Below are 17,651 nucleotides of genomic sequence, written 5' to 3'. Positions count from 1 at the left end.
GCCCGGATCAGCGAGCGAGGAAGCGCGCCTCCACGGTGGCCGAGATGACGATCTCGTCAGGCTCGTACTCCATCGACGCACCGCCTGCGTCGGATTCCTGCATCATGGCGCCGCGCACCTTCGCCATGCCGGAGAACGGCTGGACGGGTGTCGGCGCGATCAGCCCGACATCGGCGATCTCCACAGGCACGACGGTGCCGAGTCCGAGCGCCGTCGCGTACGCCTGCGCGCGTGTGACAGCCACTCCGACTGCCGCCGCCGCGACCTCGCGCTCGATCCGCGAGCGCGTCTCGGTCGTGAGATGCCAGTCGACCCATCCGACCTCGACTCCGTCCCACGGCGAGACGTCCGATACCCAGAGCGAGAGCTCGGACGCCTCGGCGAAGGTCGCAGTCAGATCGATGCTGGCGTAGTGCACGGGGGCGAGACGCTTGCCTTCGTTGTTCCACGGACGTTCGGCGCGCACGGACAGTCGCTTGCTCGACCAGTCGACGACGACACCGGTGTCATGTCGTGCGACGATGCTCTCGCGCACAGGCTCGGTGAGACGCATGACGCGGTCGACGACTGCTGCTCGCTCGGCGCCTTCGGCGCGGACGCTGACGCGGATGGTGGCGCGCTCGGGCGCGATCCGCGCCTCATGCTCGCCCCGGACGGTGACGGTGACTTCGCTCATGTCGCGACTCTACGCCAGCGCACTGAGGAGCCCAGGAATGGCGCAGCCGCTGCGAACGTTGTAGTCTATGAGGCTCGGGGACTCCGGTTCCCGAGGTGAAAAATCAACAGTGTGACAGCGGCTCCTTCGAGAGAAGGACCACGGGGCTGATCGGTTTCGACAGCGCCTGTGAATCCACGAGAAGCGGGCCGAGGATGCAGAGTTATCTCGTAAACGCTCTCTGCAAAACAATAGTTGCCGAAACCAAGCGCAACGACTTCGCCCTCGCTGCATAAGCGAGCCCGATAGTCCGTCAGGCCGTATGTGATTCCGATACGGATCCTGGCGTCATCTAGGAATCTTGCTGCGTGATGGCGTCTGGACGTCACGTGGGACTCTTCCCAGGCTGGGCTCGTCGACTTAGGTGTCTGTGACAAAGGTCGGAGCCGAGTAGAACGTCTTCACAGACTGCGCCCGGAGAAGGCGTGGAGACTCAGCGTTGGACGGGGGTTCGATTCCCCCCAGCTCCACCACGTCGCTGTCACAAGCAAGAAGGCCCGCCTCCCTGGTGATCAACCAGGGAGGCGGGCCTTCTTTGCGCGACCGTGAGCGCGGCCGCTCTGGTCGCTACTCATGAGGGTTGGGGACACCCGAGGACGGCACACGGAACTCATCGCCCTCGTGCGACCACACCCTCCACCACTTGGCGAGGACCGCGTCGCGTTCTGCTGCGTCGGCGGTGTAGAAGTGGTGGGCTGCGGAGCTCGACCAGAATCGTGCCACCGGAACAGTGTCAGGCTGAGCGGAGTTCGCCGGGTACACGTAGTAGGCGACCCCTTCGTCCTTCCAGATGCTCGGCCACTTGGCGATCACCGCGGCGCGCTCTGCCGGGTCTGCGGTGTAGAAGTGCCCCGAATACTGAGTGCTCCAGAATCGGTACAGCGGAATGGTGCCTGCGACCTGGGTCGTGAACGCGGTGTATCGCTGCCCCTCATATGTCCACACACCTGGCCAGCGCGCGATGATCTGATCGCGCTCTGTCGGGTCAGTGGTGAAGAAGTGACCCTGGTAGACGGGACTCCAGAATCGGTAGACGGCGCGGGGTTCCGGCAACGGCGGCGCGGATGGCCGCCCCACAGCGGGAACAGCCGGGAGGGGGGTGTCCCGCCAGCTGCACTCAGTGAGGAGCGTCTGGATGGCGTTCTTCTCGGCGGGGTCGACGGACAGGTTCCACCGCCATTTCACCGCGACCCACTCGGAGACGTAAGTGCACCGCATGGCACCGTAGGAGGGCAGCCAGGACGCAGGATCCTTGTCGGCTTTCGCGGTGTTGACGGCCGCGGTGACCATTGTCAGCGTGCGGTAGTCGTCGACATCGTTGGAGTATCCCTGTCGCTGTGCGTCGGTCCATGCCCACGCTCCGGACACCCACGCTTCCTTGAGCGCGACGAGGTGATCCATTTCGACTGCGGCGGGGTCGATGTGTATGACGTTGTCGTAGTAGGAGAACCATTGACCCGCAGTGACGGTGCACACGCCGATGACGGTCGCGGGGATGTCGGTCTCCTCGAGGAGAACCTCCTGACGGGTGCGGCAGCCGTCCCCGTCGAGATCTGCGCCTTCGAAGAACTGGTCGCGGTTGTACTTGACGGTGGAAGGAGCCTCGACACGCAACTGATCCAGCAGCGTGGCCACGGGTACCCATTCCGCAGACGTCGGAGGCGCTGCCAGTGCCACCGCTGGTGTGAGCGCTGCGGTGACGATGGCGGTGACGAGAGCGGCCACGAGTACCCGATTGCGCATGCCACTCCTTGTGAATTCGGCTCCGCCGGTGGAGTCCCGCGCTCAGGATACACACAGAATATCGGTTGACTGACGAGCGGGCTCCGCGTCGCGTGTCTCCGCCGGGGGCTCTCAGAGGCTGACGTCAGGCGTTGGCGAGCCCGTCGAGGGCTTCCCGTGCGGCGCGGAGATCGTCCTCCGCGTCTCGTACGCGCTGCGCGAGTGCTTCCTGCTCGGTCTCCGCCTTCTCGGCCTCACCTCGCGCACGTTTCGCATCGCGCCGCACCTTCGCCAGTTCTGCCTCGAGTTCCTGCTCGCGATGTGCGAGCTCGTCGACACGCACGGATGCATCCCTGAGTGCCCGGTCCGTTGTGGCCGCCTCGCGGACCACGCGATCGTGCGTCCTCTCCGCTTCTCTGACAGTCCGTTCCGCGTCCCGTCGCTCTCTGCGCGCCTTGACCTCATCGAGGGGCTTGGCGATGACCGCGGGGGCATCGGGAACGCCCCCGCCGACGATGCTGTCGGCGATGTCTGCGAACGTGCCGGCGGGTTCCAACTCCCGCACCAACCGAGCGGACGCGACGGCGGCGGCCGCGGTCGGATCGAAGAAGGCGGCGCTGATGGTCTGCTGCACCGCCTCTCTCGTCGACGCCGTGATGCGCTGTCCGCGCGCTTCGGCGAGTTCGGCGGCGTCCGCGGCGAGCCTGTGGGTGAGGGCGCGCCGGTCGCGTCCGAGCTGTGCGAGAGCGCGAGCGTCCAGATCCGCCTGCGCTTCGCGCAGTTCTTCGGCGAGTAGCAACGCCTCTCCGAGTTGCGAGCTGCGTTCGTGCGCGAAGAGGTTCACCACCCAGGCCGCGACCGACGGCTTCTTCAAGGCCCGGATTCGGGCCGCGAGAGCGGGGTCGTCGGTGTCGGCGGCGCGGGCGTTTCGTGCGGTGATGAATTCGGTCGGCGAACCGGTGTAGAGCGTCACCGCGATGTCAGCGAGCTCCGAATCCATGCGAGTGACGATACACCGCTCATGATCGGCTCTTCGGGGCCGCGGCGCGTGCGCACCAATCGCCGTCCGATCAGTATTCTGGTTGGCATGGCAACGCTGTTCTATGGCGCGTCCGACGTTCCGATCCACATCGAGGATCGAGCACTCGCGCATCTGAAGATCGTCATCGCGACCAAGCTCCGCCGACAGGAGAGCTTCACGCTGTCGTGGCGCCACCCCGAGGGAGAGCCCGGCGGGCGGTCCACCATCTGGATCCACCCGTCGATCCCGCTGCGCTTCACCTTCGACGAGCCGGAGCAGCCGCAGCTGAACCCACGCTGGATCGACGATCTCATGCAGTCGGTGAACTCCACCGGCGGCATCCTCCTCGTGGACGAGGTGATCGACGCGCCGTTGCGATGAGCGCACCGAAACGGGCGGACTGGAGTGCCGTCAGCCGGCCCATTCGATCAGGATCAGACCCTGGCGGGTATCCGCGAACTTGACCCATCCGTCGCCGAACAGATAGGTCATGCCGTATCCGTCTTCGTCGGTGCCCATCGCGAACTGCGGGTTCTCGGTGATGTAGATGCCGTCGGGGCCGTCTTCCCGGGTCCAGCCTTCTGTCAGCAGGGAGGACTGCGCGGAGGCGGCATCCTCTGCGCTGATCGTCGACCATCCGTAGAGCTGGCCATGGTCGGAGGCGACGCTGTAGTCGGCCCAGAAGCAGAGGAGACCATCGGCGAGCGTCACGCCGCCGACCACGAATTCCTTCTCCTCGAACGTCCACCCCTGATCGGTGAGCACCTTCACCGTGCCGGCCGACACGATCGTGTCGCAGGTGGGCTCCGCCGCGGATGTGGGGCTCGGAGACGCCACGGGCTCGGCTGTGGCTGAGGGGGAGGGTTTCGGCGCGTCCGGAGTGGGCGAGGCGGATCCCTCCGGCGTCCCGGCACAGGAGGTGAGCGCGACAGCGAGCAGCAGAGCGCCCAGTGCGGCGGAGGTGAAGCGGTTCATCGCGCGAGCCTTCATCGGGGGGTCAGTCGTGCAGGAGGTCGAGGAAGGCCTCGTGGAGGATGCCGTTGGTGGCGAGTGTCGAGAGATCCGAGATCGTCTCCGCACCGTCGAAGCCGGTCATCCGACCGCCGGCTTCCCGCACGATCGGCACAGCGGCGGCGACGTCGTACTCCTTGACGCCGAACTCTGCGACCATGTCGATCCGCCCCTCGGCGAGGAGCATGTATGCGTAGATGTCACCGTACGCACGATCGCGCCACACGCGATCGGCGAGCGTCAGCAACTGGTCGATGTGCCCGGACTCAGCCCACTGGGCGATGCTCTGGAAGCTGACGCTGGCGTCGTCGAGAGACGACACGGCGGACGCTCGGATGCGGCGCGGCTCGGCGTCCGTGGCGGTCCACGCTCCTGAACCTGCAGCGGCCCACCAGCGGCGTCCGATGGCAGGCATGCTGACGACGCCGACCTGCGGGATTCCGTCGACCGCGAGGGCGATCATGGTGCCCCACAGCGGCACTCCGCGGAGGAAGTTGGCGGTGCCGTCGATCGGGTCGATGATCCACTGCCGGTGGGTGCTGCCCTCGGCGCCGAACTCCTCGCCGAAGATGCCGTCGTCCGGCCGCGCGGTCGCCAGGAGCGAGCGGATCGCCCGCTCGGTCGCGAGGTCGGCGTCTGTGACATGCGAGTTGTCGGCCTTGGTCGAGACCTCGAGGTCGGGACTGTCGAACCGGGGGAGGGATTGCGCGTCGGCGGCATCGGCGAGTCGGAGGGCGAGTGCGAGGTCGCGAGAGAAGTCGTCGACGCGGGGGGAGGCGGTCACGAATCCAGGATAACCGCCAGAACAGGGGAGTCTGAGAGGGCTTGACATGGGGCGACACGCGCGGCGGACGCCGACGACCCGGCTCGATTTCGTCCGGCGGCGATCCGCTGGTAATGTAATTCCTCGGCCGGGGAATTCCCGGGCCACGCACCTCTAGCTCAATCGGCAGAGCAACTGACTCTTAATCAGTGGGTTCTCGGTTCAAGTCCGAGGGGGTGCACGGATCAGCCTCGATGACTCTCGCCAGTCATCGGGGCTTTTCTGCACCCACGGAGATGCCGGGAATCATGCACTCGGTGCGCTAGCGTGATGCAAACGCTAGGGGGATGGCCATGGGCAGACTGGTGAAGGCCTGCGCCGTCGTGGCGGTCGCGACATCTCTCGGTCTGGGACTGACGGGCTGTTCTGCCACCGAGAAGACGGTCGCCTACACGACCTCATCGGTCACACTCGCGCCCGGAGAAGCCCTCGTGGTCGACTTCGGTGAGATCAATCCGACAGTCGGCGATGCGTGGGTTATCACTCGCGAGCCAGACCCGGCCGTGCTCGGACCTGGCGATGAGCGATCCCGCTACCTCGGCCAGGACGGGGAGACCGGTGCTCCGAGCGAGGTCTCGTATCGGTTCGCGCCGGTCGGTGACGGCACGACGGTGATCCAGTTCGAATACGAGTTCCGCGGGGCGGTTCCCGAAGACGCAGACGATCAGCAGACCGCCGAGATCACGGTGACCGTGAAGTAGTGGTCGCTCAGTCGACCGCTATGACGTCTCCGTCGGTGAGGTGCTGAAGGGTCTCGAAGGTCAGCGGCATCACCGTATGCGGGTGCCCGGCTGCGGCCCAGATCTCTCCGTGCTCGCGAAGATCCTCGTCGATGTAGGTGCGCAGCCGCGTCGGATGCCCGACCGGGGCGACTCCGCCGATCGCCTGGCCCGTGGCCTCGCGCACGACGGATGCCGGTGCCATCGCGATAGTGGCCGCGCCGGTGCTGCGCGCCAGGACGTCGAGGTCGACCCGGTGACCGCCGCTCGTCATCACGAGAACCGGCGTCCCGTCGGCGACGAATACGAGACTGTTCGCGATCGCGGACACATCGCATCCGATCGCGGCGGCAGCCTCGGGGGCAGTCCGCGCGGAATCCGGCAGGATGCGGATCTCTGCCGCGACACCGGCGTCGACGAGGTGCTGCTGCACGAGCCTGCTGCGCTCGGGGAGGTCGTTCATGACCCCACGGTATCGAACGCAGCAGGCTCGAGTCTCACGCGGCGTCGCCCAGCAGGATCGCTTCGGCGTCTTCGACGGCGGCGTCATCCGGCTCGTCGTCGATGTGCGCGAGGATCCTGCGTCCGAGGAAGATCGTCAGCGCGGCGACCAGCACTGCGGCGGCTGCGACGAGATAGGGGACCGTCGCGTCGAACGCGTGCCACAGGGCTGCCGCGAGCGGCGGAGCGATCGCTCCGCCGAGGAATCGCACCGAGGAGTACGCCGAGGAGGCCACCGATCGGGGCAGGTCCGTCGCCTCCATGACGGCCTCGGTGAGCACGGTGTTCATCACTCCGAGCAGCAGTCCGCCGACGACGATGCAGACGACGAGTGCCGTTGACGACTCCACCAGGAACCCGGCGACGATCAGATCGACGGCGAGAAGCGGGAGAACCGTGAGTATCACACGGGTGCGTGACATCCGGCGCATGAGCAGCGGTGCGACCCACACGCTCGTGACCGCGAGCGCGATGCCCCACCCGAAGAAGGTGAAGCCGATCCCCATCGCTCCGAAGCCGAGGGGGAACGGCGAGAACGCGAGCAGGATGAAGAACCCGATGTTGTAGAAGAACGCCGCCGTGGCGAGCACGGCGAGGGCGGGGCGGCCGAGGGCCTTGAAAGGCGCCGAGAACGGCACCGGTGTGCGCTTCTCAGCGGGGCCGCGCAGAAGGACGAGGACCGCGAGGAACGCGATCGCCATCAGCACCACGACGCCGAAGAACGGTGCGCGCCAGCTCTGCTCGCCGAGGAGGCCGCCCAAGAGCGGGCCGATCGCGATGCCGAGGCCGAGAGCCGCCTCATACAGGACGATGGCCGCGGAGCTGCCTCCGGTCGCCGATCCGACGATCGTCGCCAGTGCGGTGGAGATGAACAGGGCGTTGCCGAGACCCCACCCTGCGCGGAAGCCGATGATCGCGTCGACACTGCCGCTGAGCGCGCAGAAGAGAGCGAACACGACGATCAGCGCCAGTCCGATCAGCAGTGTCTTCTTCGCGCCGATGCGGCTCGAGATCCAGCTGGTGACGAGCATGGCCAGTCCGGTCACCGCGAGGTAGCTCGTGAACAGCAGTTCGGTCTGGAACGGGCTCGCCTGGAGCGATTCAGCGATCGCCGGGAGGATCGGGTCGACCAGTCCGATGCCCATGAAGGCGACGACGCACGCGAATGCGACGGCCCACACCTGGGCTGGCTGCTTCCACACGGAGGTGGCGGGGGTGTTCACTCTGTAGCTCCTGTCGACTCTGTGGTGGTGTGCGCTGCAAGGATCTCGGCAGCGCGGGTCAGGACGCCCCATTCGTCGGCGTCGAGGTCGGCGAAGCGCGGAGCGAGAGTGTCGCGGAACTCGTCGCGCCATGCCTGCAGCGCTCGGGAGCCTGGGTCGGTGATGGCGACGGCGATCGCGCGCGAGTCCTCGGCGTCGGGGGAGCGGAGCACAAGTCCCTCGCGCTCCAGATTCCCTATCAGCCGGGTCATCCCGGGTTGGGTCGTGCGCGCCGCGGCCGCGAGCTCTCCGACCCTCTTCGGCCCCGCCTGCTCGAGCAGGCTCAGCACCCGCCACTGTGCGGCAGGTGCGTCGTTGCCGGCGTCCTGCGCGGCGATGCGGCCGAGCGCGTACCCCGAGAGCACGAGTGAGGGAATGACATCCTGACGATTCATACCACTGAGTATATACCCGTTGGTATGTACTGAGGTCAGGTCAGGTCGGGTCAGGTCGGATCAGGTCAGCGCCGTGCCCCTGCGATCCGCGCGGAGAGCTGGTGCGCGTGGGCGAGGAGCGTCCTGCCGAGGTCGCCGATCCGATCGGGTCCGAAGCGGAACCCGACGCCGGTCAGGCTGAGGGCCCATTCAGGCCTCCCCGACCGATCGAAGACCGCTGCACCGATGCCCCAGCTGCCCTCGACGATGAGCCCGGGGTTCACCGCGTAACCCCGCTCCTTCGTCTCCGCGAGGCGTGTACGCAGGGGGCGAGCGCCGTGTGACCGGCCCCACGCCGTCTCCAGGTCGGGATGCCGTTCGAGATAGGCGTCCACATCGTGGTCAGGCAGGAAGGCCAGGATGGCGAGGCCGGCGCTTGCCACGCCGAGAGGGAACCGGACGCCCTCGCTCAGCACGAACGACCGGATCGGGAAGGACCCTTCCTCGCGGAGCAGGCATACAGTCTCGTCTGCCCTGCGCACGGAGAGGAAGGCGCTCTCCTCCGTCTTGACCGCGAGTGATCGAACGATGTCCCGAGCGAGGGCGGTCACGTCGTAGCGCGCGGCCGCGACCGATCCCATGAGGAACAGCTCCGGGCCCGGCATCCAGCGAGCGGTGGACTCATCACGGTCGACCAGGCCTTCCGCGCGCAGCGCGGACAGGAGCCGATGGGCGGTGGAGCGAGACAGCTCAGCGGCTCGTGCGAGGTCTTGCAGCGACGCACCGTGATGCCCGCTGGAGGTGACCAGTCGGAGGAGCTTCGCGGCGCGGGCGATCGCTTGCGTTCCCGGAACGACGACAGCGGATTCCATAATGTGGACGCTAGGCCCTGATGCGTCCACATCGCAAGAGCCGCCTATCTTCCGGGGCCGGAGAGGCGGATGCTGAACAGGTACGTCTTTCGAAGGAGAATGCGTGATCGACAAGCAGTGGGCGAATGCCGCGGAGGCGGTCGCAGACATCGGAGACGGTGCTTCCCTCGCCGTCGGAGGTTTCGGACTCTCCGGCAACCCGATCGCACTGATCGAGGCGCTGCTCGCTCAGGGCACGGCAGGACTCAGTGTCGTCAGCAACAACTGCGGAGTCGACGACTGGGGTCTCGGCATCCTGCTCGCTGCCGGACGCATCCGCAAGATGACGTCCTCGTACGTCGGCGAGAACAAGGAGTTCGAGCGGCAGTTCCTCTCGGGCGAGCTCGAACTCGAGCTGACGCCGCAGGGAACGCTGGCCGAGAAGCTTCGTGCGGGAGGATCGGGGATCGCGGCGTTCTTCACGCAGACCGGTGTCGGCACGCAGGTCGCCGAGGGCGGGCTTCCTCGGCGCTACAACCCCGACGGCAGTGTTGCGGTGGGGTCCCCGCCCAAGGATGTGCGCACCTTCGACACGCCGGCAGGGCCACGTGACTACGTGCTCGAGGAGGCCATCACCACCGACTTCGCACTGGTGCACGCGCTGGCGGGGGACAGGCACGGCAATCTGATCTTCAACAAGGCGGCCCGCAACTTCAATCCGCTCGCGGCGATGGCCGGACGAGTCTGCATCGCGCAGGTCGAGCAGCTCGTGGAACCGGGCGAGCTGGACCCGGACCGCATCCATCTGCCCGGTGTCTTCGTGCATCGCGTCGTCGAGGTCGGCACTGACATCCCGAAGCGCATCGAGCGACGCACCGTCGCTGCGGAAGGAGTCTGACATGGCACTCACGCGCGATGAGATGGCAGCACGCGCTGCCGCCGAGCTGCGGGACGGGTCGTACGTCAACCTCGGGATCGGGCTGCCGACGCTCGTGCCCAACCACGTGCCGGACGGCGTGACCGTCGTGCTGCAGTCCGAGAACGGCATCCTCGGGGTCGGGCCGTACCCGTCCGAGGATGCGGTGGACCCTGATCTGATCAATGCGGGCAAGGAGACGGTCACGGTGCTCGCCGGTGCGGCGTTCTTCGATTCGGCGACGAGCTTCGGCATGATCCGAGGCGGAAAGATCGACGCCGCGATCCTCGGCGCCATGCAGGTGTCCGCGACGGGAGACCTCGCGAACTGGATGATCCCTGGAAAGATGGTGAAGGGCCCGGGTGGCGCGATGGACCTCGTGCATGGCGCCGCGCGCGTCATCGTCCTGATGGAGCATGTCGCGAGAGACGGATCGGCGAAGATCGTGCACCACTGCTCGCTTCCCCTCACCGGACGCGGCGTGGTCGACAGGATCATCACCGACCTGGCGGTCATCGACGTCACACCCGATGGTCTCGCGCTGGTCGAGCTCGCACCGGGCGTGACAGTGGAACAGGTCGTCGACTCGACCGAGCCGCCGCTCGCCATTCCCGCAGAGATGCTCGACCGATGAACCCAGAGAACGGAGGGGCTGAGATGAGCGCCCACGACCACCCGAAAGACCAGGACGTCGTCATCGTCGCCGCCGCGCGCACCCCGCAGGGGCGGCTCAAAGGCCAGCTGGCGAGCTTCACCGCCCCGCAGCTCGGTGCGTTCGCGATCAGAGGCGCGCTCGAACAGGGATCCATCGATCCCTCTGACGTCGACGCGGTGATCGTGGGTCAGGTCCTGGCGGCCGGGTCCGGCCAGAACGCCGCTCGACAGGCGGCGATCGGCGCCGGCATCGGCTGGGACGTTCCGGCTCACTCCGTGAACAAGGTCTGCCTGTCCGGTCTCACCGCGATCATCGACGCGTCTCGGATGATCCGCACGCGCGACGCGAAGGTCGTCGTCGCGGCCGGGATGGAATCGATGACCAGAGCTCCGCACCTGCTCATGGGTTCGCGCGACGGATGGACGTACGGCAGCGTCGAGGTGCTCGACCATATGGCTTTCGACGGCCTCACAGACGCCTACGACAAAGAGAGCATGGGCGCGTCGACGGAACGCCACAACGCCCGCTACGACCTGACCAGGGACGCGCAGGACCAGGTCGCCGCACTGTCGCATCAGCACGCCGCGGCGGCGCAGGCTGCCGGGGTGTTCGACGACGAGATCGTGCCGGTGGCGGTGCCACAGCGTCGCGGAGAGCCGGTGCTCGTCACCGCCGACGAGGGGATCAGACCCGACACCACCGTCGAGTCGCTCGCAGGTCTTCGGGCGGCGTTCGCCGACGGCGGCTCGATCACGGCGGGCAACTCGTCTCAGATCTCCGACGGGGCCTCGGCGGTCGTCGTCACCACTCGCGGCACCGCGGAGGCCAAGGGATGGCCGGTGCTCGTCACCGTCGGAGCGAGTGGTCAGACTGCGGGCCCGGACAACTCCTTGCAGGCCCAGCCCGCCCGCGCGATCGAGCGGGCCTGCGAGAAGCAGGGGATCGCACCGGCGGATCTGGATGTCGTCGAGATCAACGAGGCGTTCGGAGCCGTGGTCGCACGATCGCAGGTCGAGCTCGGTCTGAGCAGCGACGTCGTCAACATCCACGGCGGCGGCATCGCGATCGGCCATCCGATCGGAGCATCCGGCACGCGGCTCGTCGTCCACGTCGCTCATGAGCTCGCGCGCCGCGGTTCGGGCACCGCTGCCGTCGGGCTGTGCGGCGGCGGTGGTCAGGGTGAGGCGCTGATCCTCACACGCTGAGAAGTCAGCGCTTGAGGGGCTTGATGCCCTTCGACTCCTTCTTGGCCTGCTTCTCGTGCTCCCGCTGCTGCTTCGCATAGACGGGCGAGTCCGGCGAGACGGGGCGTCCCTGCTTCGCCCGCCGGGTGTCGACGACCGCGCCGATCGCGAGGGCCAGGCTGATGCCCCAGCTCACCCACGCGAGCGCAGATCGCCACGTGAGCTGCGTGTCGCGGGAGCCGCGGAGCAGGGTGGTTCCCGTCATGATCGCGCCAAGGAGTCCGGTTCCCGAGAGGTAGTTCATGCCTTCACGCTACCTTCCGACCGCCTCACGGCGCTCAGCCTTGACAATCCGGCGCGAATTCTGTCAGGACGAAGACTCGTCGACCGAGGGCATCCAGAGACGGTTCTGACCCGCGCGGTACAATGGGGGAGTCGCGGCTCGCCCGCGGCCGCAATCCGTGTATCTACCGGCCGTCGGCTTTCCGGCGGACAGCGGCGGCACCCGACCCCGCGTCTGCGGACGCGCGAGAGCCCATGACACACGCAACACCCACGCCTCAGCACCACGCCCCCACGCCCACGCCGGAGACACCAGGACTGCTCCGCATCGCGGGCCTGCCGTACTTCATCATCGCGTTCATCGCCCGACTGCCGTTCGCGATGATGGTCGTCGGAGTCCTCACCGTCGTCGTCTCGGCGCGCGGCTCGCTCTCGCTCGGCGGACTCACCTCCGCAGCGGTCGGCCTGGGCACGGCGTGCTTCGGGCCTCTGCTGGGCGCCGCGGCTGATCGCTTCGGCCAGCGCACGGTGCTGCTCATCCTGGCGATCGCCAACGGAGCGATGCTGGTCATCTTCACCCTCGTCGTCTACACCGGCGGAGCGGATGCCCTGGTGCTGATCGCCGCCTTCGGCATCGGTGCGACAGCCCCGCAGGTCGCCCCCATGTCTCGATCGAGGCTCGTCACGATGATCGCCGACCGGATGCCGGAGGCGCTCCGCACCCGCACCGTCTCGGGCACCATGGCGTACGAGTCCGCCGCCGATGAGACCGTGTTCGTGTTCGGCCCTTTCATCGTCGGCATCCTCGCGTCGGCGCTCGCTCCCTGGGCACCGCTGATCGGAGCGGCCGTGCTCACGGTGGTGTTCGTCGGCGCATTCGCCCTGCATCCGAGTGCGCGCGCCGTGTCCGTGCACCGAGATGAAGACGGCAGGGCCCCGTCCAAGGTGTCGGAGCTCTTCAGCCCGCATCTGTTGATCGTCGTCGTCGGAATCCTCGGTGTGGGGATGTTCTTCGGCACGATGCTCACGGCGCTCACGTCTTTCATGGCCGATCGAGGCGCCCCCGAGCAAGCGGGACTCCTCTACGGCGTCATGGGCGTCGGCTCGGCGATCCTCGCCCTCGGTGTCGCCTGGCTTCCGGTGCGGTTCTCGCTGCGGGCGCGCTGGCTGCTGTTCTCCGGCATCCTGCTCGGAGGCAGCCTGCTGCTGCTGCTCGTCGACTCGCCAGCGATGATGATGGTCGCGCTGGCGATCATGGGAATCGGAATCGGACCGACCCTGGTGACCCAGTACAGCTTCGGCGCCGCGCGCAGCCCGCTCGGACGCTCGGCCACGGTGATGACGATGCTCGGTTCGGGCATCGTCGTCGGTCAGTCCCTCGGCGCGGCGGTGGCAGGGGAGCTCGCCGAGAACGTGGGCACAGGAAGCGCCCTCGTCCTGCCGATCATCGCCGCCGGCGTAGCGTTCACGGCCGCCCTTGTCAATTGGCCCCTCAGTGCCACTCGACCTCGCGTAGCCTCGGTCTGAGCTTCTGTAGCCTGAGGAGCACCCCCACTGCATCGTCAGGAGCATCCACACATGTCAGTCGCAGATTTCGTCGTCGTCGCCAACCGACTTCCCGTCGACCGGGTCGTGGGTCCTGACGGAGACGAGGAGTGGCGGACCTCCCCGGGCGGTCTGGTCGCCGCCCTCGAGCCGATGATGCGCAGCGCGCGGGGGGCCTGGGTCGGGTGGCCGGGACAGGCCGACCTCGAGCTGGACCGATTCGAGATCAACGGCATCGACCTGATTCCCGTGCCGCTCAGTGCCGAAGAGGTCGCCGACTACTACGAGGGCTTCGCCAACGACACGATCTGGCCGCTGTACCACGACGTGATCGCGCCGCCGCAGTATCACCGCGAGTGGTGGGAGGCGTACGTCAAGGTCAACCGCCGGTTCGCAGAGGCCGCCGCCGATGTCGTCGCGCCCGACGGCACGGTCTGGGTGCACGACTACCAGCTGCAGCTGGTGCCGCAGATGATCCGGGAGCTGAGACCCGACGTCACGATCGGCTATTTCCATCACATCCCGTTCCCGGCGCACGGTCTCTACGCCCAGCTGCCCTGGCGTGATCAGGTGCTGAAGGGTCTGCTCGGCGCCGACGTCATCGGATTCCAGCGCGCGCAGGACGCCACGTACTTCCTGACGGCGGTGCGCCGTCGCCTGCGCTATGAGGTCAAGGGATCAGCAGTGGCGATCCCGACGGACGACGGACGCACACGCACCGCGGTCGCCCGGGCGTTCCCGATCTCCATCGACACGGCTCCGTATCTCGAGCTCGCTGCCCGCCCCGAGGTGCGGGCACGGGCGGCCGAGATCAGAGCGAGCCTCGGCAATCCCAAGAAGATCCTTCTCGGCGTCGACCGGCTCGATTACACCAAGGGCATCAGACACCGCATCAAGGCGTATGGCGAGCTGCTCGAAGACGGCCAGCTGAGCGTCGACGACGTCACCTTCGTGCAGGTCGCGAGTCCGAGTCGCGAGCGCGTCGATGCCTACGTGCACCTGCGGGACGAGATCGAGCTCGCGGTCGGGCGCATCAACGGCGACCACGACACGATGGGTCACACGGCGATCCGGTATCTGCACCAGGGCTATCCGCGCGAGGAGATGGTCGCGCTGTACCTCGCCGCCGACGTCATGCTCGTGACCGCCCTGCGCGACGGCATGAACCTCGTGGCGAAGGAGTACGTGGCGACCCGAGCCGACAACCGCGGTGTGCTCGTGCTCAGCGAGTTCACGGGAGCCGCCGATGAGCTGCGACAGGCGGTGCGGGTCAACCCGCACGACATCGCCGGGTTGAAGGACGCGATCATGACAGCGGTCTCCATGACGCCGGCCGAGCAGGGCAAGCGGATGCGGTCACTGCGGCGCCGTGTGCTGGAGAACGATGTGAACGCCTGGTCGTCGTCGTTCCTCCGCGCGCTCGCGGAGGTCCGCCGACGCTGATCCGCCGGGTCATACTGGGAGGACACCGCCTCGATTGGAGACCCTGTGACCCGTAGCTGGACCCCCGGAGAAGCAGACCCGGCGCTGAGCGCCATCGCCGCGACGCCCAGGCTGGTCGTCGCACTGGACTTCGACGGCACGGCGTCTCCGCTCATCCCCGACCCGATGGCGGCCAGGGCGCTGCCCGAGGTCGCGACGCAGGTCACGCGGCTCGCCGCTCTGCCGGACACGGTGGTCGCCTACGTGTCGGGGCGCAGCATGCATGACCTGAGAGTCATCACCGAGCACACGGATGATTCGCTGATCGCTCTGGCCGGTTCGCACGGTGCCCAGTACTGGTACCCGGGTGTCGGCGATGCCGCGACCGACGGTGCCGAGTCCGCCGAGGGCTCCCGTGAGGAGCTGTGGGAGGCGGCACGACCGATCATCGATCGCTACGAGGGTGCCGAGCTCGAACCGAAGACCTTCGGGATGGGCGTGCACACGCGTACGGCCACTCCCGAGGTCGAGAAGGCCGTGTTCGCCGAGATCGACGCGCTGGTGGCGGAGCGGTTCCCCCACTGGCGGCGACGCGCAGGACACCGAGTCCTGGAGTTCTCCTCTCGGAAGGAGGGGAAGGACGCCGCGATGGCCGCCCTTCGCGAGCATTTCGGTGCGACCGCGATCCTCTTCGCCGGTGATGACGTCACGGACGAGGACGCGATGCGGGTGCTCACCGGCGATGATCTGGGCGTGCGTGTGGGCCCGGGGGAGAGCGCCGCCGAGCTTCGTGTGGAGAACCCACAACAGATCGCTCTGCTTCTGGAGGCGCTCGCGGACGAGCGCACCTCTCGGCGGGAATAGACTTCCGTCATGTCCTCGCATGATCCCTCCACCAGCGCGCCCATCGACATCAAGCCCCGCAGCCGCGTCGTCACAGACGGCATCGAGGCGACGACCTCCCGAGGCATGCTCCGTGCCGTCGGCATGGGCGACGCCGACTGGGACAAGCCCCAGATCGGCATCGCGTCCAGCTGGAACGAGATCACGCCCTGCAACCTGAGCCTCGACCGTCTCGCGCAGGGGGCGAAAGAGGGCGTGCATTCGGGTGGTGGCTACCCGCTGCAGTTCGGCACGATCTCGGTGTCCGACGGCATCTCGATGGGCCACGAGGGCATGCACTTCTCCCTGGTGTCGCGCGAGGTCATCGCCGACTCGGTCGAGACCGTGATGATGGCCGAGCGGCTCGACGGCTCGGTGCTGCTCGCCGGCTGCGACAAGTCGATCCCCGGCATGCTCATGGCCAGCGCCCGACTCGACCTCTCCAGCGTCTTCCTCTACGCCGGCTCGATCGCCCCCGGATGGGTCAAGCTCTCCGACGGCACCGAGAAGGACGTCACGATCATCGACTCGTTCGAGGCCGTCGGCGCGTGCCGCGCCGGTCTCATGAGCGAAGAGGACCTCAAGCGCATCGAATGCGCGATCGCCCCGGGTGAAGGTGCCTGTGGAGGCATGTACACGGCCAACACCATGGCGTCGGTGGCCGAGGCCCTCGGCCTGAGCCTTCCCGGTTCGGCGGCCCCGCCCGCCGCGGATCGCCGCCGCGACTACTTCGCGCACCGCTCCGGCGAGGCCGTCGTGAACCTGCTCCGTCAGGGCATCACGACCCGCGACATCCTCACCAAGGAGGCGTTCGAGAATGCCATCGCGCTCGCGATGGCCCTCGGCGGTTCGACGAACGTCGTGCTGCACCTGCTCGCCATCGCGCGAGAGGCCGATGTCGAGCTGAGCCTGCACGACTTCAACCGCATCGGCGACAAGGTGCCGCACGTGGCGGACATGAAGCCGTTCGGCAAGTACGTCATGAACGACGTCGACCGCCACGGCGGCATCCCCGTGATCATGAAGGCGATGCTCGACGAGGGGCTGCTGCACGGCGACGCGCTCACCGTGACGGGCAAGACGCTCGCCGAGAACCTCGCGGATCTCGACCCGCAGCCGATCGACGGCGAGGTCATCCACACGTTCGACAACCCGATCCACGCGACCGGCGGCCTGACGATCCTGCACGGCTCGCTCGCGCCCGAGGGCGCGGTCGTGAAGACGGCCGGCTTCGACGCCGCCGTGTTCGAGGGCCCCGCCCGCGTGTTCGAGCGCGAGCGTGCGGCCATGGACGCCGTGGCCAACGGCGAGATCGAGGCGGGCACCGTCATCGTGATCCGCTACGAGGGTCCGAAGGGCGGACCCGGTATGCGCGAGATGCTGGCCATCACCGCGGCCATCAAGGGCGCGGGGCTCGGAAAAGATGTACTACTCTTGACTGACGGACGATTCTCAGGCGGCACAACCGGCCTGTGCATCGGCCACATAGCACCCGAAGCGGTGGACGCAGGTCCCATCGCCTTCGTGCGCGATGGTGATCTGATACGGGTCGATATCGCAGCTCGCTCTCTCGACCTACTCGTCGACGAGGCGGAGCTCGCCTCCCGCCGCTCTGGCTGGGAGCCGCTACCCCCGCGCTATACCCGTGGCGTTCTTGCCAAGTACTCGCGTCTCGTGCGGTCAGCCGCCGAGGGCGCGACGACCGGCTGATCCGCGTCGAATCCGGCATCCAGCCTCCGACGTCGCCTCCAGACCATCAGAAGGAG

General features: G+C 67.5%; 19 protein-coding genes, 1 tRNA gene and 1 other RNA gene. 11 read left to right on the top strand and 10 right to left on the bottom strand.

Annotated features, from left to right (window positions below; translation table 11 throughout):
• Positions 1–7 precede the first annotated feature (7 nt).
• Entirely contained in the window at positions 8–676 is a 669-nt protein-coding gene (locus RU09_RS15455; protein WP_042541760.1) for an SIMPL domain-containing protein, read from the bottom strand.
• A gap of 142 nt (positions 677–818) precedes the next feature.
• Between RU09_RS15455 and ssrA the strand changes: the two genes are divergently transcribed.
• Positions 819–1,188: a transfer-messenger RNA gene (ssrA, locus tag RU09_RS18345) on the top strand.
• Between the two features lie 94 nt (positions 1,189–1,282).
• Here ssrA and RU09_RS18135 read toward each other — a convergent pair.
• Both RU09_RS18135 and RU09_RS15445 read right to left on the bottom strand, forming a co-directional pair.
• A complete protein-coding gene (locus tag RU09_RS18135; protein ID WP_052493002.1) occupies positions 1,283–2,458 on the bottom strand; it encodes a GmrSD restriction endonuclease domain-containing protein in 1,176 nt (391 codons plus the stop codon).
• A 124-nt stretch (positions 2,459–2,582) separates the two neighbouring features.
• On the bottom strand, positions 2,583–3,437 hold the full coding sequence (locus RU09_RS15445; protein ID WP_042541759.1) for a hypothetical protein: 855 nt from the start codon (positions 3,435–3,437) through the stop codon (positions 2,583–2,585).
• 87 nt (positions 3,438–3,524) lie between these two features.
• On the opposite strand from RU09_RS15445, the gene RU09_RS15440 reads away from it, so the two are divergent.
• Positions 3,525–3,839 (top strand): DUF7882 family protein, encoded by a 315-nt coding sequence (locus RU09_RS15440; protein ID WP_042541758.1) that lies wholly within the window; start codon positions 3,525–3,527, stop codon positions 3,837–3,839.
• 30 nt (positions 3,840–3,869) lie between these two features.
• On the opposite strand, the gene RU09_RS15435 is transcribed toward RU09_RS15440, so the two are convergent.
• Together RU09_RS15435 and RU09_RS15430 are read right to left on the bottom strand one after the other, a co-directional pair.
• Positions 3,870–4,433: a hypothetical protein gene (locus tag RU09_RS15435; RefSeq protein WP_042542141.1), complete on the bottom strand. Its 564-nt coding sequence runs from the start codon at positions 4,431–4,433 to the stop codon at positions 3,870–3,872.
• A gap of 22 nt (positions 4,434–4,455) precedes the next feature.
• Positions 4,456–5,253, bottom strand: a complete 798-nt coding sequence (locus RU09_RS15430) for an inositol monophosphatase family protein (protein ID WP_042541757.1) — start codon at positions 5,251–5,253, stop codon at positions 4,456–4,458.
• Positions 5,254–5,400: 147 nt separating this feature from the next.
• Here RU09_RS15430 and RU09_RS15425 point away from each other — a divergent pair.
• Positions 5,401–5,473 (top strand) — tRNA-Lys (locus tag RU09_RS15425).
• 106 nt (positions 5,474–5,579) lie between these two features.
• Complete coding sequence (locus RU09_RS15420) at positions 5,580–5,993, top strand: hypothetical protein (RefSeq protein WP_156145952.1); 414 nt, start codon at positions 5,580–5,582, stop codon at positions 5,991–5,993.
• 7 nt (positions 5,994–6,000) lie between these two features.
• On the opposite strand, the gene RU09_RS15415 is transcribed toward RU09_RS15420, so the two are convergent.
• From RU09_RS15415 to RU09_RS15400, 4 genes are all read right to left on the bottom strand, one after another.
• On the bottom strand, positions 6,001–6,474 hold the full coding sequence (locus tag RU09_RS15415; protein ID WP_042541755.1) for a YbaK/EbsC family protein: 474 nt from the start codon (positions 6,472–6,474) through the stop codon (positions 6,001–6,003).
• 34 nt (positions 6,475–6,508) lie between these two features.
• On the bottom strand, positions 6,509–7,735 hold the full coding sequence (locus RU09_RS15410; RefSeq protein ID WP_042541754.1) for an MFS transporter: 1,227 nt from the start codon (positions 7,733–7,735) through the stop codon (positions 6,509–6,511).
• On the bottom strand, positions 7,732–8,169 hold the full coding sequence (locus tag RU09_RS15405) for a MarR family winged helix-turn-helix transcriptional regulator (RefSeq protein WP_042541753.1): 438 nt from the start codon (positions 8,167–8,169) through the stop codon (positions 7,732–7,734). The genes RU09_RS15410 and RU09_RS15405 overlap by 4 nt, the downstream gene beginning before the upstream one ends.
• Positions 8,170–8,234: 65 nt before the next feature.
• Positions 8,235–9,020, bottom strand: a complete 786-nt coding sequence (locus RU09_RS15400) for an IclR family transcriptional regulator (RefSeq protein ID WP_042541752.1) — start codon at positions 9,018–9,020, stop codon at positions 8,235–8,237.
• A 103-nt stretch (positions 9,021–9,123) separates the two neighbouring features.
• Between RU09_RS15400 and RU09_RS15395 the strand changes: the two genes are divergently transcribed.
• Genes RU09_RS15395 through RU09_RS15385 form a run of 3 tightly spaced genes read left to right on the top strand, consistent with a single transcriptional unit; the run spans position 9,124 to position 11,775 of the window.
• Entirely contained in the window at positions 9,124–9,897 is a 774-nt protein-coding gene (locus tag RU09_RS15395) for a CoA transferase subunit A (protein ID WP_042541751.1), read from the top strand.
• Position 9,898: 1 nt separating this feature from the next.
• A complete protein-coding gene (locus RU09_RS15390; RefSeq protein ID WP_197066093.1) occupies positions 9,899–10,549 on the top strand; it encodes a 3-oxoacid CoA-transferase subunit B in 651 nt (216 codons plus the stop codon).
• A gap of 23 nt (positions 10,550–10,572) precedes the next feature.
• Positions 10,573–11,775 carry an acetyl-CoA C-acyltransferase gene (locus tag RU09_RS15385; RefSeq protein WP_042541750.1) on the top strand — a complete coding sequence of 401 codons (1,203 nt, stop codon included), beginning with the start codon at positions 10,573–10,575 and terminating at the stop codon, positions 11,773–11,775.
• 4 nt (positions 11,776–11,779) lie between these two features.
• Here RU09_RS15385 and RU09_RS15380 read toward each other — a convergent pair whose 3' ends face one another.
• Entirely contained in the window at positions 11,780–12,058 is a 279-nt protein-coding gene (locus RU09_RS15380; protein WP_042541749.1) for a hypothetical protein, read from the bottom strand.
• 233 nt (positions 12,059–12,291) lie between these two features.
• On the opposite strand from RU09_RS15380, the gene RU09_RS15375 reads away from it, so the two are divergent.
• Genes RU09_RS15375 through ilvD form a run of 4 tightly spaced genes read left to right on the top strand, consistent with a single transcriptional unit; the run spans position 12,292 to position 17,595 of the window.
• The gene (locus RU09_RS15375) at positions 12,292–13,563 is read left to right on the top strand and encodes an MFS transporter (protein WP_042541748.1); all 1,272 of its coding nucleotides are present in this window, start codon (positions 12,292–12,294) and stop codon (positions 13,561–13,563) included.
• A gap of 51 nt (positions 13,564–13,614) precedes the next feature.
• Positions 13,615–15,024 carry an alpha,alpha-trehalose-phosphate synthase (UDP-forming) gene (locus RU09_RS15370; protein ID WP_042541747.1) on the top strand — a complete coding sequence of 470 codons (1,410 nt, stop codon included), beginning with the start codon at positions 13,615–13,617 and terminating at the stop codon, positions 15,022–15,024.
• 45 nt (positions 15,025–15,069) lie between these two features.
• On the top strand, positions 15,070–15,867 hold the full coding sequence (gene otsB / locus RU09_RS15365; RefSeq protein ID WP_042541746.1) for a trehalose-phosphatase: 798 nt from the start codon (positions 15,070–15,072) through the stop codon (positions 15,865–15,867).
• Positions 15,868–15,876: 9 nt separating this feature from the next.
• Positions 15,877–17,595, top strand: coding sequence for a dihydroxy-acid dehydratase (ilvD, locus tag RU09_RS15360; RefSeq protein ID WP_042541745.1), 1,719 nt, complete (start codon positions 15,877–15,879; stop codon positions 17,593–17,595).
• Positions 17,596–17,651 lie beyond the last annotated feature (56 nt).

Origin of the sequence: Microbacterium sp. MEJ108Y (assembly GCF_000834175.1) — a bacterium.
Classification (GTDB): Bacteria; Actinomycetota; Actinomycetes; order Actinomycetales; family Microbacteriaceae; genus Microbacterium; species Microbacterium forte.
This window is presented reverse-complemented; position numbering and strand designations above follow the sequence as displayed.

What these genes read in the sequence shown, in the direction of transcription:
- RU09_RS15400 (WP_042541752.1), bottom strand. Translation starts at nt 9,020, where the DNA reads ATGGAATCCGCTGTCGTCGTTCCGGGAACGCAAGCGATCGCCCGCGCC.
- RU09_RS15405 (WP_042541753.1), bottom strand. Translation starts at nt 8,169, where the DNA reads ATGAATCGTCAGGATGTCATTCCCTCACTCGTGCTCTCGGGGTACGCG.
- RU09_RS15420 (WP_156145952.1), top strand. Translation starts at nt 5,580, where the DNA reads ATGGCCATGGGCAGACTGGTGAAGGCCTGCGCCGTCGTGGCGGTCGCG.
- RU09_RS18135 (WP_052493002.1), bottom strand. Translation starts at nt 2,458, where the DNA reads ATGCGCAATCGGGTACTCGTGGCCGCTCTCGTCACCGCCATCGTCACC.
- RU09_RS15375 (WP_042541748.1), top strand. Translation starts at nt 12,292, where the DNA reads ATGACACACGCAACACCCACGCCTCAGCACCACGCCCCCACGCCCACG.
- RU09_RS15390 (WP_197066093.1), top strand. Translation starts at nt 9,899, where the DNA reads ATGGCACTCACGCGCGATGAGATGGCAGCACGCGCTGCCGCCGAGCTG.
- RU09_RS15370 (WP_042541747.1), top strand. Translation starts at nt 13,615, where the DNA reads ATGTCAGTCGCAGATTTCGTCGTCGTCGCCAACCGACTTCCCGTCGAC.
- RU09_RS15440 (WP_042541758.1), top strand. Translation starts at nt 3,525, where the DNA reads ATGGCAACGCTGTTCTATGGCGCGTCCGACGTTCCGATCCACATCGAG.
- ilvD (WP_042541745.1), top strand. Translation starts at nt 15,877, where the DNA reads ATGTCCTCGCATGATCCCTCCACCAGCGCGCCCATCGACATCAAGCCC.
- RU09_RS15415 (WP_042541755.1), bottom strand. Translation starts at nt 6,474, where the DNA reads ATGAACGACCTCCCCGAGCGCAGCAGGCTCGTGCAGCAGCACCTCGTC.
- RU09_RS15385 (WP_042541750.1), top strand. Translation starts at nt 10,573, where the DNA reads ATGAGCGCCCACGACCACCCGAAAGACCAGGACGTCGTCATCGTCGCC.
- RU09_RS15380 (WP_042541749.1), bottom strand. Translation starts at nt 12,058, where the DNA reads ATGAACTACCTCTCGGGAACCGGACTCCTTGGCGCGATCATGACGGGA.
- RU09_RS15445 (WP_042541759.1), bottom strand. Translation starts at nt 3,437, where the DNA reads ATGGATTCGGAGCTCGCTGACATCGCGGTGACGCTCTACACCGGTTCG.
- RU09_RS15435 (WP_042542141.1), bottom strand. Translation starts at nt 4,433, where the DNA reads ATGAACCGCTTCACCTCCGCCGCACTGGGCGCTCTGCTGCTCGCTGTC.
- RU09_RS15455 (WP_042541760.1), bottom strand. Translation starts at nt 676, where the DNA reads ATGAGCGAAGTCACCGTCACCGTCCGGGGCGAGCATGAGGCGCGGATC.